General features: G+C 40.5%; 27 protein-coding genes. 18 read left to right on the top strand and 9 right to left on the bottom strand.

The features are described 5' to 3' along the window. Positions 1-5: 5 nt before the first annotated feature. The 9 genes from AQPE_RS07525 (at position 6) to AQPE_RS07565 (ending at position 6,800) form a co-directional block, all read left to right on the top strand. Positions 6-401, top strand: coding sequence for a cupin domain-containing protein (locus AQPE_RS07525; protein ID WP_318350445.1), 396 nt, complete (start codon positions 6-8; stop codon positions 399-401). Next, positions 379-963, top strand: coding sequence for a sugar O-acetyltransferase (locus AQPE_RS07530; protein WP_318350446.1), 585 nt, complete (start codon positions 379-381; stop codon positions 961-963). Before AQPE_RS07525 ends, AQPE_RS07530 begins: the two co-directional genes overlap by 23 nt. Before the next feature lie 260 nt (positions 964-1,223). Further along, complete coding sequence (locus AQPE_RS07535) at positions 1,224-1,889, top strand: carboxymuconolactone decarboxylase family protein (protein WP_318350447.1); 666 nt, start codon at positions 1,224-1,226, stop codon at positions 1,887-1,889. Positions 1,890-1,977: 88 nt separating this feature from the next. After that, on the top strand, positions 1,978-2,445 hold the full coding sequence (locus AQPE_RS07540; protein WP_318350448.1) for a cupin domain-containing protein: 468 nt from the start codon (positions 1,978-1,980) through the stop codon (positions 2,443-2,445). A 216-nt stretch (positions 2,446-2,661) separates the two neighbouring features. Then, positions 2,662-3,312: a cyclophilin-like fold protein gene (locus AQPE_RS07545; RefSeq protein WP_318350449.1), complete on the top strand. Its 651-nt coding sequence runs from the start codon at positions 2,662-2,664 to the stop codon at positions 3,310-3,312. Between the two features lie 59 nt (positions 3,313-3,371). After that, positions 3,372-4,370 (top strand): aldo/keto reductase, encoded by a 999-nt coding sequence (locus AQPE_RS07550; RefSeq protein WP_318350450.1) that lies wholly within the window; start codon positions 3,372-3,374, stop codon positions 4,368-4,370. Between the two features lie 145 nt (positions 4,371-4,515). Next, complete coding sequence (locus AQPE_RS07555; protein WP_318350451.1) at positions 4,516-5,292, top strand: hypothetical protein; 777 nt, start codon at positions 4,516-4,518, stop codon at positions 5,290-5,292. A gap of 126 nt (positions 5,293-5,418) precedes the next feature. Further along, the gene (locus tag AQPE_RS07560) at positions 5,419-5,982 is read left to right on the top strand and encodes a DUF4256 domain-containing protein (RefSeq protein ID WP_318350452.1); all 564 of its coding nucleotides are present in this window, start codon (positions 5,419-5,421) and stop codon (positions 5,980-5,982) included. Positions 5,983-6,128: 146 nt separating this feature from the next. Then, positions 6,129-6,800 (top strand): methyltransferase family protein, encoded by a 672-nt coding sequence (locus tag AQPE_RS07565; RefSeq protein WP_318350453.1) that lies wholly within the window; start codon positions 6,129-6,131, stop codon positions 6,798-6,800. A gap of 57 nt (positions 6,801-6,857) precedes the next feature. Here the strand turns inward: AQPE_RS07565 and AQPE_RS07570 are convergent, their stop codons facing one another. From AQPE_RS07570 to AQPE_RS07595, 6 genes are all read right to left on the bottom strand, one after another. Beyond that, on the bottom strand, positions 6,858-7,802 hold the full coding sequence (locus AQPE_RS07570; RefSeq protein WP_318350454.1) for a pyridoxal-phosphate dependent enzyme: 945 nt from the start codon (positions 7,800-7,802) through the stop codon (positions 6,858-6,860). 2 nt (positions 7,803-7,804) lie between these two features. Further along, positions 7,805-8,326, bottom strand: a complete 522-nt coding sequence (locus AQPE_RS07575; RefSeq protein WP_318350455.1) for a GNAT family N-acetyltransferase — start codon at positions 8,324-8,326, stop codon at positions 7,805-7,807. Between the two features lie 38 nt (positions 8,327-8,364). After that, positions 8,365-9,177, bottom strand: a complete 813-nt coding sequence (locus AQPE_RS07580) for a purine-nucleoside phosphorylase (RefSeq protein WP_318350456.1) — start codon at positions 9,175-9,177, stop codon at positions 8,365-8,367. Beyond that, on the bottom strand, positions 9,116-10,219 hold the full coding sequence (gene lpxK, locus AQPE_RS07585) for a tetraacyldisaccharide 4'-kinase (protein WP_318350457.1): 1,104 nt from the start codon (positions 10,217-10,219) through the stop codon (positions 9,116-9,118). The genes AQPE_RS07580 and lpxK overlap by 62 nt, the downstream gene beginning before the upstream one ends. Before the next feature lie 133 nt (positions 10,220-10,352). After that, on the bottom strand, positions 10,353-11,186 hold the full coding sequence (locus AQPE_RS07590; RefSeq protein WP_318350458.1) for a phytoene/squalene synthase family protein: 834 nt from the start codon (positions 11,184-11,186) through the stop codon (positions 10,353-10,355). Next, complete coding sequence (locus AQPE_RS07595; RefSeq protein WP_318350459.1) at positions 11,164-12,654, bottom strand: phytoene desaturase family protein; 1,491 nt, start codon at positions 12,652-12,654, stop codon at positions 11,164-11,166. The genes AQPE_RS07590 and AQPE_RS07595 overlap by 23 nt, the downstream gene beginning before the upstream one ends. A gap of 390 nt (positions 12,655-13,044) precedes the next feature. Here AQPE_RS07595 and crtD point away from each other — a divergent pair, with 390 nt between their 5' ends. From crtD to AQPE_RS07625, 6 genes are all read left to right on the top strand, one after another. Next, positions 13,045-14,514 (top strand): 1-hydroxycarotenoid 3,4-desaturase CrtD, encoded by a 1,470-nt coding sequence (gene crtD, locus AQPE_RS07600; RefSeq protein WP_318350460.1) that lies wholly within the window; start codon positions 13,045-13,047, stop codon positions 14,512-14,514. Beyond that, positions 14,511-15,149: a carotenoid biosynthesis protein gene (locus AQPE_RS07605; RefSeq protein ID WP_318350461.1), complete on the top strand. Its 639-nt coding sequence runs from the start codon at positions 14,511-14,513 to the stop codon at positions 15,147-15,149. Before crtD ends, AQPE_RS07605 begins: the two co-directional genes overlap by 4 nt. A gap of 2 nt (positions 15,150-15,151) precedes the next feature. Then, complete coding sequence (locus AQPE_RS07610) at positions 15,152-15,829, top strand: fatty acid desaturase (protein WP_318350462.1); 678 nt, start codon at positions 15,152-15,154, stop codon at positions 15,827-15,829. After that, the gene (locus AQPE_RS07615) at positions 15,826-16,437 is read left to right on the top strand and encodes a lysophospholipid acyltransferase family protein (RefSeq protein WP_318350463.1); all 612 of its coding nucleotides are present in this window, start codon (positions 15,826-15,828) and stop codon (positions 16,435-16,437) included. Before AQPE_RS07610 ends, AQPE_RS07615 begins: the two co-directional genes overlap by 4 nt. Further along, positions 16,437-17,531, top strand: coding sequence for a glycosyltransferase (locus tag AQPE_RS07620; RefSeq protein ID WP_318350464.1), 1,095 nt, complete (start codon positions 16,437-16,439; stop codon positions 17,529-17,531). The genes AQPE_RS07615 and AQPE_RS07620 overlap by 1 nt, the downstream gene beginning before the upstream one ends. Positions 17,532-17,640: 109 nt before the next feature. Beyond that, a complete protein-coding gene (locus AQPE_RS07625; RefSeq protein ID WP_318350465.1) occupies positions 17,641-18,381 on the top strand; it encodes a hypothetical protein in 741 nt (246 codons plus the stop codon). 10 nt (positions 18,382-18,391) lie between these two features. Here AQPE_RS07625 and AQPE_RS07630 read toward each other — a convergent pair whose 3' ends face one another. Further along, entirely contained in the window at positions 18,392-19,150 is a 759-nt protein-coding gene (locus AQPE_RS07630) for a lysophospholipid acyltransferase family protein (RefSeq protein WP_318350466.1), read from the bottom strand. A 187-nt stretch (positions 19,151-19,337) separates the two neighbouring features. Here AQPE_RS07630 and AQPE_RS07635 point away from each other — a divergent pair, with 187 nt between their 5' ends. Both AQPE_RS07635 and AQPE_RS07640 read left to right on the top strand, forming a co-directional pair. Further along, the gene (locus AQPE_RS07635; RefSeq protein WP_318350467.1) at positions 19,338-20,270 is read left to right on the top strand and encodes a polysaccharide deacetylase family protein; all 933 of its coding nucleotides are present in this window, start codon (positions 19,338-19,340) and stop codon (positions 20,268-20,270) included. An 89-nt stretch (positions 20,271-20,359) separates the two neighbouring features. Next, the gene (locus tag AQPE_RS07640; RefSeq protein WP_318350468.1) at positions 20,360-20,671 is read left to right on the top strand and encodes a DUF1456 family protein; all 312 of its coding nucleotides are present in this window, start codon (positions 20,360-20,362) and stop codon (positions 20,669-20,671) included. Positions 20,672-20,681: 10 nt separating this feature from the next. On the opposite strand, the gene AQPE_RS07645 is transcribed toward AQPE_RS07640, so the two are convergent. Then, on the bottom strand, positions 20,682-21,518 hold the full coding sequence (locus AQPE_RS07645) for a phospholipase C/P1 nuclease family protein (protein WP_318350469.1): 837 nt from the start codon (positions 21,516-21,518) through the stop codon (positions 20,682-20,684). A gap of 253 nt (positions 21,519-21,771) precedes the next feature. On the opposite strand from AQPE_RS07645, the gene AQPE_RS07650 reads away from it, so the two are divergent. Further along, on the top strand, positions 21,772-23,010 hold the full coding sequence (locus AQPE_RS07650; RefSeq protein WP_318350470.1) for a tyrosine-type recombinase/integrase: 1,239 nt from the start codon (positions 21,772-21,774) through the stop codon (positions 23,008-23,010). A gap of 756 nt (positions 23,011-23,766) precedes the next feature. Here the strand turns inward: AQPE_RS07650 and AQPE_RS07655 are convergent. Next, a complete protein-coding gene (locus tag AQPE_RS07655; RefSeq protein ID WP_318346890.1) occupies positions 23,767-24,939 on the bottom strand; it encodes an IS4 family transposase in 1,173 nt (390 codons plus the stop codon). Positions 24,940-24,960 lie beyond the last annotated feature (21 nt).

The raw sequence follows: 24,960 nt of genomic DNA on the forward strand, positions 1-24,960 counted from the left end.
TGGAAATGAACGAATTCAAACAAATATTCCCATTGGGAGAGAAAAATGATGCCTATGCACCATACTTTTCAGGTCAAAGTTATTTAGCTGTGTTGACTCAGGAAGGTATACAATCCTATAATGTGACTTTCGAGCCCGGTTGTCGCAATAACTGGCATATCCATCATAAAGGCGGTCAAATACTTTATTGCACTGCTGGAACCGGTTGGTACCAGGAAGAAGGAAAACCCGCAAGACTATTGAATCCGGGGGATGTAGTAAACATTCCGGCAGGTGTCAATCACTGGCACGGGGCTGCAAAAGATAGCTGGTTTGCCCATATTGCCCTTATGGTACCGGCAGAAGGCGCGACAACAGAGTGGAGAGAACCTGTTGCCGATGAGGAGTATAACGAATTGTAACAAGAAAAAGATGGCCATCTTCGAACGATTACAAGCTGGTGAATCCGTTTCATTCGATGATCCGCAGTATTCTGAAATCTTCGGGATCGTGGCGCGCACCATGAAGCTATTGGCAGAATTGAATGCTTCTGCCGATAGTTCCACGGTTCGGAAAATATTAAGTGAAATTACAGGCACAACCATTGATTCAAGTACCACGGTATTTCTTCCATTCCAAACCAACCTGGGAATATTCACCCGTTTAGGCAAAAATGTGTTTATCAATCACGATTGTACATTTCTGGATATGGGCGGAATTACGATTGAAGAAGATGTAATGATTGGCCCCAAAGTTTGCCTGACTACTGAAAGTCACCCGATCAATCCCCAGGATCGGAAAAAGTTGCTGGTGAAACCGATTGTGATTAAGCGAAACGCCTGGATTGGAGCTGGCGCCACCGTTTTACTCGGAGTTACGGTGGGCGAAAATTCGGTAGTTGCAGCCGGAGCTGTGGTTACCAAAGATGTTCCGGCGAATACAGTGGTTGGCGGAGTTCCGGCGAAAGTGATTAAAACCCTCTGAATCTAAGTACTGAAAATGAAATAATGTCGTATTTTGATTTATTCGTTTTATTCGAACTCACCCCCTCGCATCTTCGATGCTCTCCCCCTCTCTTCCAGAAGAGAGGGGGGAAGGCCGCCTGCGGACTTCGGGGTGAGTTGCAATTAGAATTTGACATTATATTGTTCCTATTACTTATAAAATAAACAAAAGCTATGAGTATCAAAAGCAACTTTCTAAAGTGGACCCTTTTATTTATTCTAACAATAAACATAAATACAATGAATGCACAAAATAACATAAACGCAAATCAGTCTTTGAATCCACAACAGAGAAGCATTGTAAGCATTGCCGCTTTGACGGCGGTTGGCGACATCGAGCACTTAAAAACACAATTAAATAACGGGCTTGATGCAGGGCTTACCATCAATGAAATAAAAGAAGTGCTGGTACAACTCTATGCCTATTGCGGTTTTCCACGAAGCCTTAACGGTATAAATACGTTTATGAGTGTAGTGGAAGAAAGAAAAGCCAAAGGTGTAACAGATGTTGTGGGCAAAGAGGCTTCCACCATTTCCGACAATGCAAACAAATACGAGACCGGCAAGAAAACTCTGCAAACTCTTACAGGACGGGAAGAAAAGGGTCCCAAAACCGGAGCAAATGCCTTTGCGCCAGTCATTGATACTTTTTTAAAAGAACATCTCTTTGCCGATATATTCAGCCGTGATATACTTACCTACCAACAACGTGAATTAGCAACCATTTCAGTGCTTTCAGCGATGGAAGGTGTAGCGCCACAACTTCAGTTTCACCTGGGAGTAGGAATGAATATCGGACTTACAGAAAGCCAGTTGAACCAAGTCTTTTCGATTATTGAAACACATATTGGAAAGCAGCAGGCCGAAATAGCAAAAAATGTATTGTTGAAAATGACTGATAAATAGCCATAACAATACCTTGTGAATTTAACTTCAATAAAAAATAATTGACCTGAACCGAACAAGACGAAAAAATATTAAATATCAGATAATTATGAGAAAGATAACAACTTTGGCAATATTGTCCCTTATCATTTTGGGGCAGGTTTTCGCACAGACGAAAAAGAGCGATTTAAAACAAATATTCCCATTGGGAGAGAAAAATGATGCTAACGCACAATATTTCATAGGTCAGAGTTATTTGGCAGTACTAACAACGGACAATGTAACATCCTATAATGTGACTTTCGAGCCCGGTTGTCGCAACAACTGGCACATTCATCATAAAGGTGGTCAAATACTTTATTGCACTGCAGGTAATGGTTGGTATCAGGAAGAAGGAAAACCCGCACGAGCACTACGTCCGGGCGATGTGGTAAACATTCCCGCTGGAGTAAAACATTGGCATGGAGCTGCAAAAGATAGCTGGTTTGCCCATATTGCCCTTATGGTACCGGCAGAAGGTGCAACTCACGAGTGGTTAAGTCCTGTTACCGATGAGGAATACAACAAATTGAAATAGTTGATAGAGAATTTACTTGAATCGATAAAAATATGTTTATCAATCCCGGCTGTACTTTTCTTGATATTGGCGGGATAACCATTGAATAAGTATGATATGAAACGAGCATGTTCGTTACAAACACAAACACGGATGAATTGGAACGAAGTGGAAATCCGCGAAGCGAATATTCACATGCGAGTTCCATCCGGCAATTAAAAAACAAATTATTCACGGATGAAACCTATTATTTTAACAATCATCGTTTATTTCATTTCAACGTTTAGCATGAATGCACAGGAAACGCCAAAGATTAAAGTTACGGTAGGTTCAAATTCGTTTTCAGTAATAACTTACGATAATTCTACCGCACGTGCTTTTATAGCCCTTTTACCATTGACAATCACCATGAATGATGTGAACGTGAATGAGAAATATCGCCCTTTACAAGGCAATTTACCAACGTCTCCTGAAGTTCCGCCAAAGATAAATGCGGGTGACCTCATGCTTTGGGGAGCAAACGGACTGGTTTTGTTTTATGAAACATTCAATACATCATACAGTTACTCGAAAATTGGCTACATGGAAAATGCGGCCGGACTTAAAGATGCACTTGGCCCCAATAATCCAACGATAACATTTGAGGTTTTGGGAATGCCAACCGGCGCTGGAACGCTGGAACAAAACAACATTGATTTTAAAATTTCCGGTGATGGAATTTTGCATTTTTCAGGAACATCCGAAAAAATATCGCTGATAGATATGAGCGGAAAAATCCTGACTATTACCAACTCCAATACGATGAATGTAAGCAACTTCCCAAAAGGAATTTATATTCTGAAAGCTGAAAACAACAACCAGCAGAAAACAATCAAAATAAAAATTTAAAATTCGGTTAAATATGAAAACAATAGAAATATTTGTATCATCATTAAAAGTATAAAATCATGGAAACAAAAATTCAAAAACGCAAATTAGGAAACAGTGGGTTGGAAGTTTCAGCCATCGGACTTGGCTGCATGGGAATGAGCTTTGGTTACGGCACCATTTCCGATGAAAAGGAAATGATCGCCCTGATTCGGTCAGCCGTTGAAAGAGAAGTGACTTTTTTTGATACGGCCGAAGTTTATGGGCCATACATCAATGAAGAACTGGTGGGAAAAGCTCTCGAACCTTTCAAAGGACAAGTAGCGATTGCAACTAAATTCGGATTTAATTTTCAGGACGGAGTAAATACCGGACTTAATAGCCGTCCCGAGCATATTAAAAAGGTGGCTGAGGAGTCGCTGAAACGACTCAAGGTCGATGCCATCGACCTTTTCTATCAGCACCGTGTTGACCCTAATGTACCAATTGAAGACGTGGCCGGTGCCGTGAAAGACCTGATTCAGGAAGGAAAAGTAAAATATTTCGGACTTTCAGAAGCCGGAGTAAAAGTGATCCGCCGCGCACATGCCGTCCAACCGGTAACTGCCTTACAAAGCGAATACTCTTTGTGGTGGCGCGAACCCGAAGAAGAAATTATTCCAACGCTAGAAGAACTGGAAATTGGCTTTGTACCTTTTAGTCCCCTGGGCAAGGGTTTCCTAACTGGGAAAATGGACCAGAACACCACTTTCGACAGTAAAGACTTCCGGAGTACAGTTCCTCGTTTATCGCCCGAAAACCTGAAAGCCAATATGGCATTTGTCGATTTGGTTGCTGCATTTGCAAAACGGAAAAATGCTACACCGGCTCAAATTGCATTGGCATGGGTATTGGCTCAAAAGCCTTGGTTCGTGCCCATTCCAGGAACTACGAAGTTGCATCGTTTACACGAGAATCTGGGAGCTGCAGCCATCGAATTCACAGCTGACGAACTTCAGGAAATAAACGCCGCTTCATCAAAAATTGATGTTCAAGGTGACCGTTATTCAGGAGGAAGCGCAAAAATGATTAACAGGTAATTAACTTAAGCTCCACAGGAAAACGGTTGTATGACTTTTACTTTATTTTTGTGTTGTATTAGAAGTCGTTACATACCTATTTCATTTTGTAAGTACGAAAACGACTGCGTTACTTTTTAGCACTAAACCTTTGCTGCACAACCTTATGATTAAAGTGATTCAATGCCGGCTTTCATTTTTGTTTTATCTGCTTTTAGCTATTCCTGTTACCACTTTTTCACAAAAGACAGACAGTACAAAGAGTCCAATCAATTTTGGAGGTTTTGTCACGGTCACAAATAAGGGAATTTCATCCATTCCCAATTTAACTTTGGGTAAACCGGCAGCGATTGTCTTTATGTCGGTTGGCAACAGTTTCCGGTTTGAACCCGAATTTCGATTTGGCCTGGATGGAAAACCCTGGATGTTCATTTTTTGGTGGCGTTATGATATGCTAAGAACAGATAAGTTTCTTTTTAAAGTCAGAGCGAATCCAACGGTTGTTTTTAAAACCATACCGGTAACCAACAATAATGTTACTGACAACATTATAAGGACTAGCCGCACATTGACGGGAGATTTGACTGCAAGTTATTTCGCAACAAAAAACATTAGTATTATGCCATACTACATGTATGTATATGGTGTTGAAAAAGATGCCATCAAAAACACACATTATCTCGCTTTAAAAACCGCATTTTCGAATATAAAACTGACCGAACAATTTTATATGGGTTTTAACCCATCGGTGTATTTCCTGAGAATGGACAAAAATCATGGATTTTATGTAAACGCTGGCTTGAGTCTGGCAAAGCGAAATTTTCCACTATCAGTCTCAACACTTGTAAACAAGACCATACATACAGGAATTCCTGTTGGTGAGGACTTTCTTTGGAATGTCAGTCTGGTTTATACTTTCAATAATAAATACATGAAACAATGAGCACATTGACGCACACCAAACCCACGAAGAACTTTGGCTAAATTACCAAACGAAAGCAGGAACAACCAAACCGGGCACATAGTTGTTTACAAGAAATTGCAATAAATCAGTATAACAATCAGAACAATGGAAATTACGAAAGAATTATCGCCCGGACAACAAGAAGAACTAATCAGAACATTAAAAGCCCGTTTTGAGAAAAACATGAATCTGCATCAAGATATTGAATGGGCTAATGTATATTCGAGATTGGAAGCAGACGGTGAAAAACTTTGGTCGTTGAATGAAATGGAAAAAACTGGCGGCGAACCGGATGTTGTTGGTTATGATGAAAAGACCAACGAATACATTTTTCTGGATTGCTCGGCAGAAAGTCCGAAAGGCCGCAGAAGCCTTTGTTACGATCGCGAAGCGCTGGATTCGAGGAAAGAACATAAACCGGAAAATAGCGCGATTGAACTGGCTGCTTTCATGGGCATAGAGCTTTTAACAGAAGAACAATATCGGGAATTGCAAAAACTTGAAAATTTCGATACAAAAACATCCAGCTGGGTGAAAACACCTGCTGAGATTCGAAAACTTGGTGGCGCACTTTTTTGTGATCGTCGTTACAATCAGGTATTTTTGTATCACAACGGAGCAGATTCATACTATGCCGCCAGAGGGTTCCGTGGCTCACTAAAAGTCTAAATTTTGTCAGTCCGCTAAATCTGGATTTGAGATCGAATCACCTGAAAATGGATTTGCCGGAAGAAAATGGAGGTACAAATGAATAGACAAAGCTTGGCTACCTCAAGCGCAATCAGGAAATAAGACATTGACAAAATATAAAATTTATGAAGGCAAGTTATTTAATCAAACACGTCTTCGGCACATTTATAATTTTCTCAATCCTGTTTATCAGTGCTGGTAAAATCGCTTATTGGCAAGGGCTGATTTATGTGTCAATTGGGTTTCTGATGGTAGTTTTAAACTATACTGTTCTGCGGATAGATCCTGAATTGTCGAAAGAGCGCTCAAAGCCTGCCGAAGACACCAAGAAATGGGATAAGGTGCTACTGGGAATCTCTTTCATTGCCACCATTTCAATGTATGTTATTGCCGGACTTGATTCGGGCCGTTATCATTGGTCGCCCGATTTTCACTGGAGCATCTATCTGATTGGGGCAATTCTAACAGCTTTAGGGCAACTTTTATTTCTCATTGCTCAAAAACAGAATCGATTTTTTTCAAGTACAGTCCGGATTCAAACAGATAGAGATCATACGGTTTGCGACACCGGATTATACAAAATAGTCAGGCATCCTGCTTATCTGGGTTCGATTATCCAGTCAGTAGGATTTCCATTCATCTTTGGATCGTTGTGGAGTACCATACCGGTATGTGCGATGATTATTCTACTGATCATACGGACTAGTCTTGAGGATGAAACTTTGAGAAATGAATTGAAAGGTTATATCGAATATTCCGGGAAAACCCGATACAAGATTATTCCATATATCTGGTAATGATTGGAAAATTGGAAAAATAAAGAGAAATAGACTCGTATCAGCAGAATAGACTTCCTAAAACGGTAATCGCCCTAAATCAACATTTCCTCCGCTCAGGATAATTCCAACCTTTTTACCTTTTGCTTTCACTTTATTTTCGAGGATGGCAGCCAATGGAACAGCCGACGAGGGTTCGATGATGATTTTCATCCGTTCCCAAATTATGCGCATGGCCGCTACAATGCCTTCTTCTGAAACGGTTGCAATTTGATCCACTTCATTCAGTATAATCGGGAACGTGAGGCTTCCGAGCGAAGTTAACAACCCGTCGGCAATGGTTTTAGGTGACACCGAAGGTTGGAGTGTTTTCGAGTAAAACGACCGGAAAGCATCGTCAGCACCGGCAGGTTCAGCAGCAATAACTTTCGCTCCCGGAAGCAATGCTTTAGTTGAAAGCGCTGTTCCGCTTAATAATCCGCCACCACCAACAGGAGCCATCACCACATCCAGCAACCCAATTTCTTCGATCAGTTCTTTGGCAGCCGTTCCCTGTCCGCAAATCACGTTGAAATAATTGTACGGATGTATTTCGGTGGCACCGGTTTCAATTGCTACCTTTTTTAGCGTCGATTCTCTAGCTTCCAGAGTTGGGGTACAAAAAGTGATTTGTGCGCCATATCCAGCCACTGCTATTTTTTTGATTTCCGGAGCATTTTCAGGCATTACAATGTATGCCGGAATACCACGCATTCGGGCAGCTAAAGCCAAAGCCGCTGCATGGTTTCCGGATGAATGGGTGCAAACCCCGTTTTTAGCTTCCTCATCGGAAAGCGAAAAAACTGAGTTGCAGGCTCCCCGAAACTTGAAAGCGCCAACTTTTTGAAGATTTTCGCATTTAAAAAACAGCTCAGCGCCAACAATTTCGTTGATGCTTTTCGAACTTAAAACCGGTGTATGATGAATGTATGGACGAATGCGGTCGTGCGCCGCTTTAATGTCTTCAAATTTGGGTAAATTCATGGTTATTCAGGATAATATTCTAATGAAATAAGTTCCTTCTCAATCTTAAAACCAGCTTTTTGGTATGCCATTAATGCAGATTCGTGGTCTCGTTCACAAGTATGCAACCACACCTTTGCTCCATTTTGTCCGGCTACATAAACCGATGCCTGAATTAATTTTTGTCCCAGCCCTTTCCCTATCCACTCGGGTTTCAGTCCAAGATAAACAAGTTCGGTCTCAGCTTCAGCGCGAACCAGTTCGAAGAAGCCTGCAGTTTCATTTTCAACTTGAAAAAGCCAGACTTCGTTGTTTTCAGCATTCAAAATTTGAGATAGTTTTTCATACGATTTCAGCAAACGACCCGTCCAGCCCCAGTTTTCGCCAACAGCCTTGTAAATTTTAAGATACTCGTCTGCCGGAGGATTTTTCCAAAGATTGATGCTGATCAATTCGTCAGCAGAAGGCACATCCGGAAGGTTTCCGTCAAAAGTCAAAAACCATGTTTTGACAGGAATTAGCTTATATCCGGGAATTTTGTCCATAATTCAAATCCATTAAGGAAGGCTTGAGGGGCTACAGGTCATAATCCGGCAACCAGTTCTCTCAAAATCAATGTCATGTTTGGTTCGGCTTTCATGGCCACTTCCTGAACTTCTTCGTGCGAAATTTCAACGATTTGTCCGGGAACGCCACTGTCGGTTACAATCGAAATCCCGAAAACTGTCATTTCCATATGTCGGGCCACAATCACTTCCGGAACGGTTGACATGCCAACAATATCGGCGCCTAAATGACGGAACATCAGATATTCGGCAGGAGTTTCGAAAGTTGGTCCGGAGACACCCACATAAACACCCTCGCGCACTGCGATACCATTTTTTAGAGCTATTGCTTTCGCCCTATTGCGCAAATGTGGATCGTACGATTTACTCATATCCGGAAACCGGGTTCCGAGTTCATTGATATTCTTGCCACGCAGCGGATGTTCAGGGAAGAAATTAATGTGATCGGAAATAATAATCACGTCACCCACTTTATAATCGGGATTCAATCCTCCGGAAGCATTCGATACGAACAAGGTATTAATGCCCAGCATTTTCATTACACGGACCGGGAAAGTAACTTCCTTCATCGAATAGCCTTCGTAATAATGAAAACGTCCTTGCATGGCAAGTACATTTTTACCGCCAAGCTGACCAAAAATCAACTGTCCGGAATGCCCGTCAACAGTTGAAACCGGGAAATCTGGAATTTGACTGTAAGGAATAGTCAGCTCAACTGTTATTTCATTTACCAGTCCGCCCAAACCCGAACCCAGGATGATTCCGGCATCAATTGGCTTTTTTATTCTTTCGCTTATGAAGGTCGCGGTTGCTTTTATTTTCTCTAACATAGGTTACAATTTTTTCGTCGAAGTTTTTTCCTTCGCTGTCGAGGAACTTAATTTTCAACGGAATATAGAATAAATGTGATTTCACTAAAGGCGACAAATTCATGTCTTTCAATCGCATCGAATCCTTCTCGGTAGTAATAATGATTTTATTTTCAGCATCAATCCCAACAAATTTTTGTTCGATTTGCTGAATGTTTGAAGCATTAAAATTGTGATGATCAGGATATTTTAAATCGGTAATGCTTTCGGTGAATGTACTCAGGTATTTGCGCAAATGTTCCGGATTAGCAATTCCGGTAATCAATAAAACACTTACTTTATCAGATGCCAGTTTTGGCGTTCCGATAGCCTCTTCAGGAAAAACCGGAGCGAGCGGCTGATAAACCATTGTAGTAAAAAACAAGTTCTGGTAAGGGCGCAGGTTCACGTCTTTCATGATAATCCGCCGGGTGATTGGCGAAATTTCCTGCGGACATTTGGTGTAAATAATCAGGTTGGCGCGACGCATCTGCCATTTCGACTCGCGTAATCGTCCAACCGGCATCAATTGGTCCTTATCAATCGGGCGGTTAAAATCGATCAGCAAGATGTTGATCCCCGCGCTCACACTCCGGTGTTGAAAAGCATCGTCGAGCAAAATAATATCCGGCAAGTGAGCGGGCTCTTGCATCTGTATTTTTTTGATTGCATGAACACGCTTTTCGTCGACCACAACCTGAATGTTGCTAAATTTTCGTTTGATCTGGAGTGGTTCGTCGCCTACAGCCGTTGCAAGTGAATCAAAAGCAACTTCCTGATAACCTTTTGTTCTGCGCTTGTATCCCCTGCTAATCGTTGTTACCGTAAATTGTTTACTCAATAAGTCAACCAAATATTCGGTATGAGGAGTCTTCCCGGTTCCACCAACGGTAATGTTTCCGATTGATATAACCGGAATCTCGAACTCGGTTGATTTGAATACTTTATAATCGTACAGAAAATTCCGCAAGGAAATAATCAACCCATAAATAGCAGAAATAGGATAAAGAAGAAATTTGAACATGTTGACCCTTCAGAATAAATTGAATGGCGAAAATACGAAAAATTGAAGAGCGAACCGAATTATAATGTTTAATAAGCAGTTTGTTAAGGTTTCATTTTCTTGCCAGAATCCTTAAAACGAAATTCGATATTTGTTAAAGCAAATTCAAGGCATTCTTGAGGTAAGCATTAACCAATAGATAACTTTTTTTTGTGCTGGAAATGCGGTAACGCTTTTTCAGAATCTCTTCCGGACGGGCTTTTTTGATCTCCTTCAACAAATGAATGTAATAGCTGAAAGCCAGATAAACACCCAGGCGGACCTGCTTTTTTAACTGACGGATGCCTTCCATCGACTCCTGAAAATCCCGGTCAATCTCGGCTTCGAGTTGTTTCTTCGTCGCTTCAGTAAAATTCGCAAAGTCAATGTCTTTAAAATATATCCGTCCCTTTTCGCTAAAATCGTCGCGTGCATCGCGTAAAAAATTCACTTTCTGGAAAGCCTCGCCCAGCTTGCGTGCAGGAATTACCAGCTGATCGTACTTTTCGGGTTCGTCGAAATAGAAAACCCGAAGGCACATCAGGCCCACCACTTCGGCTGATCCGTATATGTATTTTTTCAAAAGTTCTGATGAATAAACCTCCTGACTCAAATCCATTTCCATACTCAACAAAAAAGCTTCAATCAATTCGCGATCAATTTTATATTTCCTGACAGCCATCTGGAAGCTGTCAATGATCGGATTTATGCTGAAACCACGATCAATCGCCTTGAAAGTTTCTTGCCTGAATTCCTCAAAGATCGTTCGCTGATCCTGATCGAAAAAGGTATCAACAATTTCGTCGGCAAAGCGCACAAACCCATAAATACTGTAAATTCCTTCACGGTATTTCCAATTCAGGACACGAACACCCAACGAAAATGAAGTGCTATAATTACGAGTCGTGATTCTACTGCAATCGAGGTTATTTTTTCGGTACAATTCCATGATCGTTCTGTATTCTTTCGGTTACCAATCGCGAACTTATGACGGTCATCGGCAATCCGGTTCCCGGAATAGTCGATGCGCCCACGTAATAGAGATTATTGAATTTTTCATCTTTGTTTTTTGGCCTGAAACCGCCAACCTGGTTGAGATCATGAGCCAAACCGAGTCCACTGCCGCGGTACAAGCCAAACATTTCTTCCCAGTGTTCAGGATTTAAAACAACCTTCACTTCGGTGTGTGCATGAAAATCGAACCCAGTCCGGTCGCTCAAATCCTGAATAATACCATCTGCAATTTCATCATCGTCTCTCCAATCCTGTTTATATCGCAAATCGGGCACTGGGCAAAGGATAAAGATACACTCCTTGCCTTCAGGTGCATAGTCTGGGTTGTGCATCGACTGAATATTGACGTAATAATAGGGTTTGTCGAGCTTTATTTTGTTCTTGAAAATTTTTCCGGCGTATTCTTCAAAATTCCGTCTCAAAAAGTAATTGTGGTGATACATGTTCGGAACTTTGGCGTCCAAACCCAGATAAATGGTCAGCGGAGCCAATGTCCATTTTTTGGCATCCAGTTTTTGTACTGAGAACTCAGGTCGTTTTAAAATAGCGCCGCGAAACCAGGCCGCATCGGCATTCACCACAAACAGATCGGCCTTCCATTCTTTTCCTGAAGTGTCAGTGAATGAACTAATCTCGCCATCTTTCTTCGAAAAACTTACAATCTCAGTATTGTAATGGATCTGAACTCCCCGTTTTTGCAGCTCCTGAAGAATTCCTTCCACGATTTTGTACATTCCACCTTTCACATTGTAATAGCCGTCATGAACTAATTCGGTGTAATTCAGCAAAGTATATACAGCCGGAGTATCGAAAGGAGTGGCTCCAAGAAAAAATCCTACGAGCGAGAAAATCACTTTCACCTCGAACGAATCAAAATTTCGTTCCATTTCACGCCACATCGAATAGAACATTTTTGGAGCGTGTTTAATTGGAACGGTTGTGAGTTTCAACAGATATTGAGTCAAAGAATCAAAATTGCGCTGAATCACAATGTTCTCGGTATCGTGAAAAATTTGCCCGGCAGCCTTCAAAAAACGGGTAATCTTCCGTTCAAAGTCAGGTTCAACATTCTGGAATTCAAGTGCCAGCTTTTTCAGGTCTTTATAAATCAGGTAGCTTCGCTGGTCGCCTTCAAAGTGAACCGAATAAAGTGGATCGAGCTCAACAAATTCAAAAGGCATTGGCATGTTGCAATCTTTCACCAATTCCTCAAACTCGTAACTCATGCTAAAAAAGGTTGGAGCCATGTCGAACTTAAACCCGCCTTTTTCAAGTAGGTTTAACCGGCCGCCAGCCCGATGGTACTTCTCGACCATCTCAACCTCGTACCCTCTGGTTGAAAGCCGAAGTGCTGTGCTTAGTCCTCCTAGACCTGTTCCGATTACTATTACCTTTTTTTGCATCTGTTTAATTTATTTACAAAATACTTAAACAAACAACTCATGAAATGTTTTAGTAATTTACGAATTTATTTTTGGAGTACATCTTGTTTTTCATCTTGACAGAAAAATTATTATCTAAAAGTAACTTTTGGATTTACTTTTTTGCCCTTTTTACCGTATCTTCCGGATGGAACTCGCATGTAATGTCATACTGCTAAAATTGAGTCCACTCCGAAAAGTCCGAGTTTATTGATTTTCAACTTTGCCACCCCTGACCCCTAAAGGGGAACTCGTTGAAAATAAATAAACTCTTCAAAGTCCCCTTCAGGGGATTTAGGGGTTTTTGACTTTTCGCAGCAGACTCAAAATTACATTTTAACAAACATGCTCGTTTCATAAATTTAGTGAATTATGACAACGGCTATCATCATCGGATCAGGAATTGGCGGGCTTGCTACTGCCATTAGGCTTGCCCGTCAGGGAATTAGTGTAGCGGTGTACGAGTCGGCTGAAAAAGCCGGCGGCAAGGTGTCGCAACTTCATTTCGATGGGTTTCGGTTCGATGCAGGACCATCGCTGCTTACTTTACCTGAATTGGTACACGAACTTCTCGATGATGACCTCCGTTTCCCGATCCGCAAACTCGATGTAATTACCAAATACTTCTATCCCGATGGAACTCAGCTTTCGGCCTTCAGCAATGTCGAAAAGTTTTCTGCTGAGGTCGGACAAAAGTTAGATATTCCATCATCAAAGGTGGTCAATTATCTCAAAAAGGCAGCTAAAGTTTATGAACTCACTTCCGACCTTTTCATTTTCGGCTCCTTCCATCGTATTAAAACCCTGATGAACTTAAAATCGCTCAGAACGCTGATTCATTTTCGGCATCTTCAGGCCTTGAATACTTTACACGAATACAACCGGCAGGAATTGAGCGACGGTCGCCTGGTTCAATTATTCGATCGATATGCCACATACAACGGCAGCAATCCCTATGAAACCCCGGCAACTCTGAGCGTAATTTCGCATCTGGAACACAACCTGGGCGCTTTTATTCCTGAAGATGGCATGTTTCAAATTACCGATTCGCTTTATCAACAAGCCTTGCGACTTGGTGTCAAGTTTCATTTCAGCCAACCCGTCCGGAAAGTAGATGCAGCCAATGGCAAGGTTTCCGGAGTTATAATCGACACAGGATTTGTCGCGGCAGATATTGTGGTTAGCGACATTGATATTCATCGGTTTTACTCATCGCTGTTGCCTGATAAAAAACGACTTGCAAGAATTACAAAAGAAGAACGATCATCGTCAGCCCTTATTTTTTACTGGGGAATGAAAGGTGTCTTTCCTGAATTAGACATCCACAATATCTTTTTCAGTTCTGATTATCAGGACGAATTTGAACACCTGTTTGAGAAAAAAAAAATATACAACGATCCGACTGTATACGTTTACATTAGCAGCAAATACAACCGATCCGACGCGCCCGAAGGTTGCGAAAACTGGTTCGTAATGATTAATGCGCCAGCCGACACCGGACAAAACTGGGATGAACTGATTGCACAATCACGAAAAAATATTCTGGAAAAGCTGGAGCGAATGTTGGGCAAAAAATTGTCGGAAAGTATCGTCAGCGAACAAATTTTGTCGCCTCCTGATATTTTTAAACAAACCGGTTCAGTCAACGGTTCATTGTATGGAAGCAGCTCCAATAGCCGTTATGCATCGTTTAACCGACATGCAAATTTCCGAAGAGACATCAACGGTTTGTATTTTGTGGGGGGCAGCGTGCATCCGGGCGGAGGAATTCCGTTATGTTTGTCGTCGGCAAACATTGTTGATGGATTGGTGAAAGAACAATTGCAAAAACGACCAAAATGAAAACGTTTACAAAAGATCAGATTGCAAAAATCGCAATCGGTTTATGGTATCTGGTTGGGATAATCGGGTTTATGATTCGCCCGTTGCAGCCCATTTTTCAACAACTCACACCTTTCGGGATGGTGGTCGCTGCTGCTTTGCTTATGTTTTTTCACGAACCCAAAAACTTGAAAAGTGGACTTGTTTTTTCAGGTATTGCTTTGTTTGGCTTTATTGTTGAGTTGATCGGAGTAAATACGCAAGCCATTTTTGGATTCTACATTTACGGAAATTCACTGGGCCCAAAACTGTGGAATACACCATTTATCATCGGTCTCAACTGGTTGGTTCTGATTTATTGCATTGCGTCACTGGCCAAACCCATTCGCAACACCTGGTATTTCCCATTAATTGGTGCAGCAACAATGGTAGGCTTCGACTGGCTGATGGAACCCGTTGCCATTGCCAACGACATGTGGTATTGGGCATGCCCGGGTATTCCAAGTAAAAATTACATCGACTGGTTTCTGGTTTCCGGATTCCTTTTTCTGATGATCCGCCTCCTGAAAGTTGAAATCAATAACCGGATTGCCGGTTTTCTATTCGCCATGCAAGTGGTGTTTTTCCTGGCTTTGAACATTTTGATTCGCACCTGATTATGGGAATACTGATCGCCTTTCTCATCCTTTCGCTTTGGGCTGCACACTTGGCTTATCTGCTGGTATTTGTCGAAGTATCTTTCGCGCCAATCATGCTGATTCACATCGCCATTCAAACCTATTTATATACCGGACTTTTCATCACGGCTCACGATGCGATGCACGGTCTGGTTTCGTCAAACCGCACAGTGAACTCGATCATTGGACAATCTGCAACATGGTTGTTTGCGGCACTCTCCTACTCCCGGCTTTACGAGAAGCATCATTTGCATCATCGGTTTCCGGGCGAAGAAGCCGATCCGGACTATTCTACCGGATCGCAAAATTTCTGGCGCTGGTGGTTTTCGTTCCTGAAAAATTATGTGAGCTGGTGGCAAATCATCATCCTGGCCATCATTTTTAATGTTTTGCAGATTTGGATTAATCAACTAAACCTCATCGTGTTCTGGGTTCTGCCTTCGATTCTGGCAACCTTTCAATTGTTTTACTTCGGTACTTACAGGCCACACAAGCTGCCACATACCGAATCGATGATGCCACACAATGCCCGAAGTCAAAATGGATCGCACGGTTGGGCCATGCTTTCGTGCTATTTCTTTGGATATCATTATGAGCACCACGAATCGCCGCACACGCCCTGGTGGAAATTGTATCGGATTAAAAACCTGAACCGATGATTAAAGCACGACACAATAACTTATATATCTGGTTTTTCAGAAATTACTTTCGACTGTTAAGCTTCTTTCAGTTTCGGAAGATGAGCGTTGTTACCGATGTAAATCTTCCTGAAAATAGGTCGGTGCTTTTATTTCAAAACCATTTTAGCTGGTGGGACGGATACTGGTCATACGAACTGAGCCGGAAAATATTCAATCGAAAATTTCATGTCATGATGCTCGAGGAACAACTACGAAAACACATGTTTCTGAACCGATGCGGAGTATTCTCAATCAAAAAAAACAATCGGGATTTTTTGGATTCGCTACAGTATGCTTCCGGGATTTTAAGCAACCCTACGAATTTAGTGGTCATCTATCCAACCGGTGAACTATTGACTCAACATCAGCAAATCATGCAGTTTCAAAAAGGAATTAACCGCATTATTGCTGGAGAAACTGATCATTTTGAAATTGTATTGGCTGTCTTTTTGGTAGACTACTTTGGATTTGCGCGTCCTGAAATCCGGATTTACCTGGAAAACTATTCCGGGAATCGAACTGTTGAATCTATTGAAAAAGCTTATCATTCGTTTTATCAAACTTGTGTAACCAAACAAACCGAATAATGGAAGTATTGGCCATTTTTACATTGGTTTTTCTTGCTCTCCGGACGCTTATTTCGCTGGCAAACCTGATGTCGCGATTGCATCTTCCAGATAAAAAGCCCATTAGCTTCCCAAAAGTATCGGTACTGATTCCGGCGCGAAATGAAGAAGCGGTACTCGGACGGTTGTTGGATAGCCTCGAAAAACAAGATTATCCCGATTTTGAAGTAATCATTTGCGATGATCATTCGTCAGACAATACCGAAGAAATCCTGAACTGGATTGCCGGCGAAGATGAGCGCTTTCACTGGTTTTTGGGCGAAAAACTTCCGGAGGATTGGCTGGGTAAAAATTTTGCCTGCTACCAACTGGCAAAAAAAGCTTCAGGAAAATACCTGATTTTTTTGGATGCCGATGTAGAATTGAGCACGAATGCAATCACCAAAGCAGTTGCTCTTTTTCAGAAAAACGGATTGGCACTGTTATCGGTTTTCCCGCAACAAAAAATGGAATCGTTTGCCGAACGCATCATTGTTCCGGTGATGAACTGGATACTGCAAAGCTTATTACCAATGATTTTGGTTCAGAAAAGCAAGTTCCCGTCACTTTCGGCGGCCAACGGGCAACTGATGATGTTTGATGCTGAAAATTATCGCACTCACCAATGGCACTCCAAGGTCAGGAAACAGAATGTGGAAGATATCCGACTGGCACGAATGATCAAATCAGAAGGATTTAAAATAGCTGTATTACTTGGAGATAACGATGTGTTTTGCCGAATGTACCGAAGTTTTGACGAGGCGGTTGTCGGTTTTTCCCGGAATATTCACGAGTATTTTGGTGGCCGAAGAATAGTCATGCTTGCCTTCTGGCTCATCGTTTGTTTTGGGCCATTCATCGTATTTTTTTCGTTTGGATGGTGGTTTTTGGGTTTATTTGTGATACTTGTTTTGGCCAATCGGTTTTTTATATCCTTAGCCTGCCGTCAAAATGTTTTTTTGTCGGTTTTGCTGCATCCGTTGCAGATGATTAGTTTTACGTTCATCGTTTTTCACCATATTTTCAGGAGAATAAAAAAAGAGACTACATGGAAGGGACGAAAAATAAAGCTTTAACGCGAAATGCAAATGGTCAGTCTCAGTGAAAATGTTACGGGATGCGGGTTCCGAGTTGTCGAAACACGAAACTCGTAACGCGCAACATCGAATGTTAAAAAATAAATACATGAAATTTAATGCACTACTATTTGCCATACTGATAATTCCTGTATTGGCGGCTACCGCTCAAAAGAAAGATCTGGCTTATTACCAGTGCGCTTTTTTTGAAAGTTACCGTGCCGGAAACATGACCCCATGGCCAGCTCTGATTGAAGAAATGGAAAAAGAAAAATCGACAGATATCGTCTGGCAAACCGAGATTTTAAAAGCGATGTACGGACTAGTTGGCTATGAATTTGGCCTACACGACAAAGAAATGGCGCGAACATATGTAGATAAAGCGGACGTTTATTTGGACAACCTTTTGGAGAAATATCCCCGCAATGCACAACTCCATAGCCTGGCAGGCGCTTTTTACGGGTATAAGATTGCCCTCGCGTTTTATAAAGCTCCGTTCCTGGGGCCCAAAAGCATGTATCACATGGATAAAGCACTTGAACTTGATCCGACGGAGCCAATGGGCTACATCGAAAAAGGCAACTCGTTGCAATATCGCCCTGCAGTTTTTGGTGGCGACAAACTTGAAGCATTGAAGTTCTACCGCAAAGCGCTTGCATTGATTGAAGCTAAACCTGTTTCGAAATGCGACTGGCAGCAAATGCTATTACGCGCTTTTATCCTAAAGAATCTATACGAAACCAATCAGACTGCCGAAGCTGAAGCTTTCCTTGCCGCCATGCAAAAAGATTACGGTTCGATGGTCTGGATTAAAAAGTTTGTGGGTACCGAGTTTATGAGTGGAAAATAGAAAAAAGAATTTATACCGATGCCGTTCTAATTTCCTGTCCCAATTCCTTCCGGATCATATTTTCAATTTTTAGAGTCAGTTCGGTCATGTCCATACCCTTGGGTTCAATCGGATCGAAAACGGTTAGTTTCAGGTGAACACCAACGGTCATCGGGAAATAACCATGTTTCATCAACTCATAGTTTCCATCAATGGCAAACGGAACAATGAGTGCTGAAGGCGCTGTTTTGTATAGCGACGCAATACCAGCAGGCATAAAGGATTTGAGCTTCCCATCTTTGGCACGAGTTCCTTCGGGGAAAATACAGGCGGCATAATTATTGGCTTCGATGTGTTTGCCAAGCTCTAAAATATCCTTAACTGCTTGCCTCGGATTTTTACGGTCGATCAGCACCGAACCTCCATGGCGCAGATTATACGAAATACTGGGAATCCATTTACCTAGTTCGATTTTCGAAATAAATTTCGGATGGTTTTTCCTGAACCCAACAATTACTGCCGGAATATCGAGGGTTGTTTGATGATTTGCCACAATAATCAACGGGCGACCCTGCGGTATTTTTTCCAATCCGCTAAAGGTAATTTTGGTTCCCAAAATCCTTAGACTATAGAGCAATCCGTAATTCAGCACATCAACTGCCTTTTTACGAACCGGGTAACCCCAAATCCATCGGGTGATCATCTGGATCGGATGGAAAATAACAAGCAGAAGACCAAAACAGATCAAATAGATGGGAGTCAGAAGATAGGAAAGCAATTTTTTGATCATAGCAAAACCAGTTTTAAACGATTGCAAAATAACCAAAAAAATCAAGCTTCTGAAAAAAGTATTTTGAAGTTTATGTACCTGGATTCATGAAACTAACGAAAGAATCAATTGCCCTTCTGAAAGAACAAATTCAAAAATAATTGGTACTTTTAAAAGCTGCTTATCAAAACTTAAACACGTACCAACTATGAAAATCATTATTGCTCTTGCCCTGCTCTTCGTCTTTTGTTTCCCGGCATTCTCGCAGAATAATCAAAATCTGGCTGAAAAACTGGGTTTCGACCGAAATGCAAAATTACTCATCATTCATGCCGACGACATGGGATTGTCGCAGGCAACGAACAATGCGGTTATTCAGGCATTTCAGAAAGGTGGAATCACTTCCGGAAGCATTATGGTTCCTTGTCCGTGGTTCTCTGACATTGCAGAATTTGCAAAAAACAACACACAATTCGATATTGGCATTCATCTGACTTTAACTTCGGAGTGGGATAGCTATTTCTTTGGAGGAGTTTCTCCGGCATCAGCCATTCCAAATCTGTTGAATCAAAAAGGATATTTTTATCCGTCGGTTGAAGAATTTGCCAAACATGCCAATGGCGCTGAAGTGGAAAAAGAAATCAGGGCACAAATTGAACGGGCGCTGGCATTTGGAATCAAGCCAACACATTTGGACAACCACATGGGAACCATCCTTGCTTCTCCGGAATATTACCAGATTTTACTGAAAATGGGGCACGAATATCGGCTGCCGGTTTTGATTCCTGCTGATATGATAGCTGGAGTATCAACCCAATTGCTCGAAATGCTGAGCCGCGACAATGTAGTAGTGGATCATTTATTCATGCTTAATCAGGCAAGTCCAGCGAAACAGTGGGGCGAACCTTACCTGAAATTCATTGAGAACATGAAACCCGGATTAAATGAAATCATTGTTCATCTGGCTATCGACAACGACGAAACACGCGCCATCATGGTTAATCATCCCGATTTTGGAGCCGAATGGCGGCAACACGACCTGGATTTTGTACTGAGTCCCGAGTTCAAAAAAGCACTCAACGAGTACAACATCAAACTGGTTACGTGGCGGCAAATCGGTGAGGTGCAATATCCCAAGTAATCACTGCCAGGGCTTCACAAAAAGCAAAACCCTTACATCAAAAGTTTTTTGTTTCTTTGACGTCATCTTTTTTTACAAACATTGCCGATATGACAAACAACGATATTCTCAAAAAACTAAGAGTTGCCCTTAAACTTCGTGACGAAGATATTCTCGAAATTTTAAAATTGGTTGACTTTGAGGTTTCAAAGAGTGAACTTAGTGCACTTTTCCGTGCTGAAGATCACCCAAACTACAAGGAATGCGGCGATCAATTGCTCCGGAATTTCCTGAACGGACTGATCATTTACGAGCGTGGACCGATTGCAGAGACCCAAAAACCACTTCCGGAGAAAAAAGTTGAGAGACGGGAAAAACCTGTAGTCATTATCAAGCGATCAAAAAGGCCAAGAATTGAATAGTTATTCCCTTTTAATTTCCAAGATCTGCAGGGATTTTCGGCTTCCCCGCTTCGAGCCAGGCGGTATAAATTAATCCTGCCATTGTTTTCGATGATTCCTCCAAAAGCCGGATTGTAAATAAACCTGATTCCATCCAAAGACGCTCATAATAACGACTGTTGTATTGATTTCCAGCCTCTGTATAGGCATGACTATCTGCCTTTAACAATAAACTTACGGAGGAGTGATTGGCATATACATAACTAAAAATGCACGACTTGACTCCATTTATTTTGGTACAGGTGAATGGCTTAAACTGAATCTCATTAATATTCCTATCGATCATCGTTTCTTCGTAACGGCGATGGATTCTGGTTTGTGCGCTCAATTGCCCATCATAGTTGGCAGTTATATGAAGCGGCATAAAACCATCGCCAACATAATGCCCCAAATCGGCTGCGGTTAAAACGGCCTGATCCCAATTCCCTGACTTAAAATCCTGAACCAATGCGTTGTAGGTTGAATCCGTGGCCCAAGGCAAAGTTCCCTCCTTTTTGATCTTCTCAATCCCATACTTTAGGTATGCCGTTTCAAAATCTTCTTCAATCCGATGTTTGCGGTTAAAATCGTCGTAATTGTCGATATCAATAAAATGCTTCGCAAATTCAGTTTTGTCATCTTTCTTCCTGAAGTCGGCATCAGAACCATGATCGCCTAGTATTGGAGCCCAAACTTTCAGTTGATTCAATTCCTTTGGAAAGAATTCGACGCACGATGAATTGATTTTGCGATGAGCTTTTTCACCCCAACTGCAAAGACCGACAAAAAGGACAAAAAGAATTGAATATCGAACCAGAAATGAATTCATAGATAGTATGTTGTGTGTTTTAGGCATTAAAATCAAACAAAAAAGGTATTCAATTTCTTGAATACCTTTTCATCTTTTGGTTGAGGTCAGTGGCGTAAAGTAACTAAAACTATTTAATTTTAATTAAAATACGTTTTTACTAACTTATAACTTATCTATAAGGTGTTATGTGTAAAGATTAATGTAAATAATGTGTCATAAAGATGTAACTAAAAACTTATTATCTCGTATAATATCTTAGGAGTTATAATTTATGGTAAATGTAAAATTTAAAATTAGAAAAAGAGAAGAAAATGGTTTTGTGAAGTTTGAAATTACACACAACAATTTTAGAGGTCGAGTAAGAAAACATATCGGTAAAGGGTTATCATCAGAGTATGATATTTACCTGAATGATTTTAGCAATGATATTGAGAGGTATTTCGAGGGTAAAGAAGTGACATTTGATGCTACACAGATTTACGCTAATGACTATGTTGAAAGAGCGAAACAAAAGGGTTCAATTTTTACCTATTCAGATGAGTTTATCACGCTGAAGCGTAATACATTCAACAAGAGAACGAGATGTTATTTATCAAGTTCTTCAATTAATAGTTATATTAAATCAATTAAAAACTTTAAACAATTTCTTACATCAAAGCAGTTAAGTGAATTACCTGAAGTCTTAAATGATAGTGTATTGAATGATTATTATAATTATCTCCATCCATTATCACACAATTATCGTGTAAAAATGCACTTCCGCATCAAAGAGTTCATAACTTACTTAATGAGTGAAAAACGATTGGCAATTGACATATCATATCTGAAATCTAATTTTTCTGAACAATACGATAATCAGGAAACAGATGATGATGATCGGGCATTAACCGTTGAGGATATGATTAAACTAAATTCATTACGCAATGAATTTAATAAGGGTATCTTTCGATTAAAGGCTTATGAAAAATCCAAAACCATTCCTGCCAATTTACAAATAAAACAGAGATCGACTAAAGAATCTAACCTGAAGAGAACTCTGGATTGTTTCTTATTCATGTGTTCAACAGGTATGTATGTTTCTGATGTAAAAAAAATACAATTGGTATTAAAAAGTACAAGAAACGGTGAGTATATTCAGTACCGAAGGGCGAAGAATAATACTTACTGTAAAGGTATCCCAATAATAGATAATGATTGTTTTGTAGGTAAAACACTTCTAAAAGCCTATAATATTAAATCTGGTTCAAACTTTCCACTGAACTTATCGCTCAACCAGTTTGATAAAAACCTGAAAATAATTAGTGAATTAGCAGGTCTTAATATTAACCTAACCTCTAAGATGGGACGTAAAACGTTTGCAAGTATATACTACTTCACACACAGGATTAACATCAATGATATTCAGGTAATGTTAGGTCACAAAGAAATAAAGCACACAATGCACTACCTGCGCATTGAAGATGATGATTTTGCAACTCGAATACAGGAACAATTAGGTCTTACAGGGTAGTTTTGGGGGAGCAGATTTTTTTTATATATTTTTTTTGACGACTCCAATTTTCACCAAAAGGTAAACTTTACCAGATTTTCTTTTTGTGTCGAAGATATGAATGCCCCACCAGCGGCTCTATACATAGTTCGCTATGTAACAATCAGGATTAACAAGATACCCCTGTGGATACTGGTGGGGATAGTGGTCAGAGGTACTGGTAGGGGGTATAATATTCCGGCACTGCGTGCCGTAATATAATACCTGCTCTTTGTTGCTCTTGTCCTGATTTAATCGTTGTCCTATTTTAATCTTTATGAGGTTGTTATTAGGACGTTTTTAACAACTGTTTTCGTCCTGATTTAACTCAAAGAATTAAAAAGTTTATAAATGGAATAAAATTTGATGCCTTTGAGATTGCATTTAAGTAAATTGCCAATTAATTTACACCCATACTATTTAAACCTTCGAGAAAATCAATTGCCCAAACTTATGAAATCGAACATCATATTTTCTTTTGTCCTTATCCTTCTTATTACAATCAGTTGTAAGAAAGATTCGGAAACGATTAATAGTAGAAATTTTATAGAAATCAATGGCGATAAAAGGCTATTTGGATCAAATTTAGATTTACATCTTTTTATCGATCACGGCACGTATGACCTTGGAATTTACGATGCCCAATATTCGAAGGAAATTGCAGGTTATCTTGTAGATCGACTTGAAATTCATTTAGTAATTACTGATAGTAATCTTTTAGATAATACTACTGATGCGTTAAAATTGATCATTAAATAAATCATATTGTTCTTTGAAATTTTGATTGACTTCTAATTCAGTAATTAGCTCCTTTACGGGTGCCTTGTCGAATACTGAAATGCCTAAGATTTGCATTATCTCATAAATAGACAGTGTACTTTTGAGTGAATATTTGACGTATGCGACAATCAGGTATGTACAGATAGCTACCCAGATATGGAGGGCAACCGCATTTTCTGAGTTACCCCAGAGTTTCTTTATCGTCAGATTTTGTTTTATCCATTTAAAGAACACTTCTATTTGCCAACGGTTACGGTACAGATAAGCAATTTCCATTGCCGATACTTCGAAGTTATTGCTTAGGAAAACGAGCAATATATTTTTCTCGTCATCGTAATATTCAACCAGTCGAAGCATTTCTGGATAAAGTTTTTTAGACTTATATCCATTTAGGTTTATAGTCTTATCGCTTCTTAATCCTGAGCGTTCGTCAATATTGTAATTGCATTCAATAACCGAGTAATCTAATGTCACTTTTGCTCTTGTAACAAAAAATGCACCTGCTCTATGAATATTGTATAAAGCGGCAAAATCAACATACGCTTTATCCATCAGATATATTGCTTCAGGGATGGGACCCATGATATCCAGTATGTTGCTATCATGGTATTTGCCATCTGTGATAAATATAAATGCAGGAATGCTTCCTCTTAAATCGAGTAGTGTATGAATCTTTACTGCTCCCCGTGAGTACTTGCCTTTTGCCCAACTAAATAGCTTTATGCTCAAAGATATGGTTGTTGAATCAAGGGCAAATATGTCATTGTCAATATCAATATTTGGGATTGGACTGTTTGCATATAGTGGTCTGACCATTTTTATCAGGTACTCACCAAAATCAGCAAAGATCCTCCAGTCTCTTCGCTCGTTTGCACGTGAAAGGCTAGACTGATTGACATTTTGCTTTATGCCCAAATGATAAAGTTTATTTTTATGGGCTTTCAAACAAGTACAAATATCTCTTAATGAATTCCGGGAAGTGAGTTGACCAAAGAAAAGTTGAACAAACTGGTTCCAACAGTTCAATTCCCTTACATGGTAATCTCCTTGGTAACGCTCGACGCACCTTTCAAACTCGTATTTACTGACAAACTGTAATAGCTGGGCAAAAACATATTTTCCTGAATTCATAATCTTGCACTTTTTAGGCGC

The sequence above is a fragment of the Aquipluma nitroreducens genome, from assembly GCF_009689585.1.
In the GTDB taxonomy this organism is placed as follows: Bacteria; Bacteroidota; Bacteroidia; order Bacteroidales; family Prolixibacteraceae; genus Aquipluma; species Aquipluma nitroreducens.

Excerpts from the sequence above, each read along its gene's own strand:
- crtD (WP_318350460.1), top strand. The coding sequence starts at position 13,045 with ATGACAACGGCTATCATCATCGGATCAGGAATTGGCGGGCTTGCTACT.
- AQPE_RS07590 (WP_318350458.1), bottom strand. The coding sequence starts at position 11,186 with ATGGAATTGTACCGAAAAAATAACCTCGATTGCAGTAGAATCACGACT.
- AQPE_RS07570 (WP_318350454.1), bottom strand. The coding sequence starts at position 7,802 with ATGAATTTACCCAAATTTGAAGACATTAAAGCGGCGCACGACCGCATT.
- AQPE_RS07625 (WP_318350465.1), top strand. The coding sequence starts at position 17,641 with ATGAAATTTAATGCACTACTATTTGCCATACTGATAATTCCTGTATTG.
- AQPE_RS07645 (WP_318350469.1), bottom strand. The coding sequence starts at position 21,518 with ATGAATTCATTTCTGGTTCGATATTCAATTCTTTTTGTCCTTTTTGTC.
- AQPE_RS07535 (WP_318350447.1), top strand. The coding sequence starts at position 1,224 with ATGAATGCACAAAATAACATAAACGCAAATCAGTCTTTGAATCCACAA.
- AQPE_RS07605 (WP_318350461.1), top strand. The coding sequence starts at position 14,511 with ATGAAAACGTTTACAAAAGATCAGATTGCAAAAATCGCAATCGGTTTA.
- AQPE_RS07540 (WP_318350448.1), top strand. The coding sequence starts at position 1,978 with ATGAGAAAGATAACAACTTTGGCAATATTGTCCCTTATCATTTTGGGG.
- lpxK (WP_318350457.1), bottom strand. The coding sequence starts at position 10,219 with ATGTTCAAATTTCTTCTTTATCCTATTTCTGCTATTTATGGGTTGATT.
- AQPE_RS07595 (WP_318350459.1), bottom strand. The coding sequence starts at position 12,654 with ATGCAAAAAAAGGTAATAGTAATCGGAACAGGTCTAGGAGGACTAAGC.
- AQPE_RS07620 (WP_318350464.1), top strand. The coding sequence starts at position 16,437 with ATGGAAGTATTGGCCATTTTTACATTGGTTTTTCTTGCTCTCCGGACG.
- AQPE_RS07560 (WP_318350452.1), top strand. The coding sequence starts at position 5,419 with ATGGAAATTACGAAAGAATTATCGCCCGGACAACAAGAAGAACTAATC.
- AQPE_RS07530 (WP_318350446.1), top strand. The coding sequence starts at position 379 with ATGAGGAGTATAACGAATTGTAACAAGAAAAAGATGGCCATCTTCGAA.
- AQPE_RS07630 (WP_318350466.1), bottom strand. The coding sequence starts at position 19,150 with ATGATCAAAAAATTGCTTTCCTATCTTCTGACTCCCATCTATTTGATC.
- AQPE_RS07655 (WP_318346890.1), bottom strand. The coding sequence starts at position 24,939 with ATGAATTCAGGAAAATATGTTTTTGCCCAGCTATTACAGTTTGTCAGT.
- AQPE_RS07565 (WP_318350453.1), top strand. The coding sequence starts at position 6,129 with ATGAAGGCAAGTTATTTAATCAAACACGTCTTCGGCACATTTATAATT.
- AQPE_RS07615 (WP_318350463.1), top strand. The coding sequence starts at position 15,826 with ATGATTAAAGCACGACACAATAACTTATATATCTGGTTTTTCAGAAAT.
- AQPE_RS07525 (WP_318350445.1), top strand. The coding sequence starts at position 6 with ATGAACGAATTCAAACAAATATTCCCATTGGGAGAGAAAAATGATGCC.
- AQPE_RS07640 (WP_318350468.1), top strand. The coding sequence starts at position 20,360 with ATGACAAACAACGATATTCTCAAAAAACTAAGAGTTGCCCTTAAACTT.
- AQPE_RS07575 (WP_318350455.1), bottom strand. The coding sequence starts at position 8,326 with ATGGACAAAATTCCCGGATATAAGCTAATTCCTGTCAAAACATGGTTT.
- AQPE_RS07555 (WP_318350451.1), top strand. The coding sequence starts at position 4,516 with ATGATTAAAGTGATTCAATGCCGGCTTTCATTTTTGTTTTATCTGCTT.
- AQPE_RS07545 (WP_318350449.1), top strand. The coding sequence starts at position 2,662 with ATGAAACCTATTATTTTAACAATCATCGTTTATTTCATTTCAACGTTT.
- AQPE_RS07635 (WP_318350467.1), top strand. The coding sequence starts at position 19,338 with ATGAAAATCATTATTGCTCTTGCCCTGCTCTTCGTCTTTTGTTTCCCG.
- AQPE_RS07650 (WP_318350470.1), top strand. The coding sequence starts at position 21,772 with ATGGTAAATGTAAAATTTAAAATTAGAAAAAGAGAAGAAAATGGTTTT.
- AQPE_RS07550 (WP_318350450.1), top strand. The coding sequence starts at position 3,372 with ATGGAAACAAAAATTCAAAAACGCAAATTAGGAAACAGTGGGTTGGAA.
- AQPE_RS07610 (WP_318350462.1), top strand. The coding sequence starts at position 15,152 with ATGGGAATACTGATCGCCTTTCTCATCCTTTCGCTTTGGGCTGCACAC.
- AQPE_RS07580 (WP_318350456.1), bottom strand. The coding sequence starts at position 9,177 with ATGTTAGAGAAAATAAAAGCAACCGCGACCTTCATAAGCGAAAGAATA.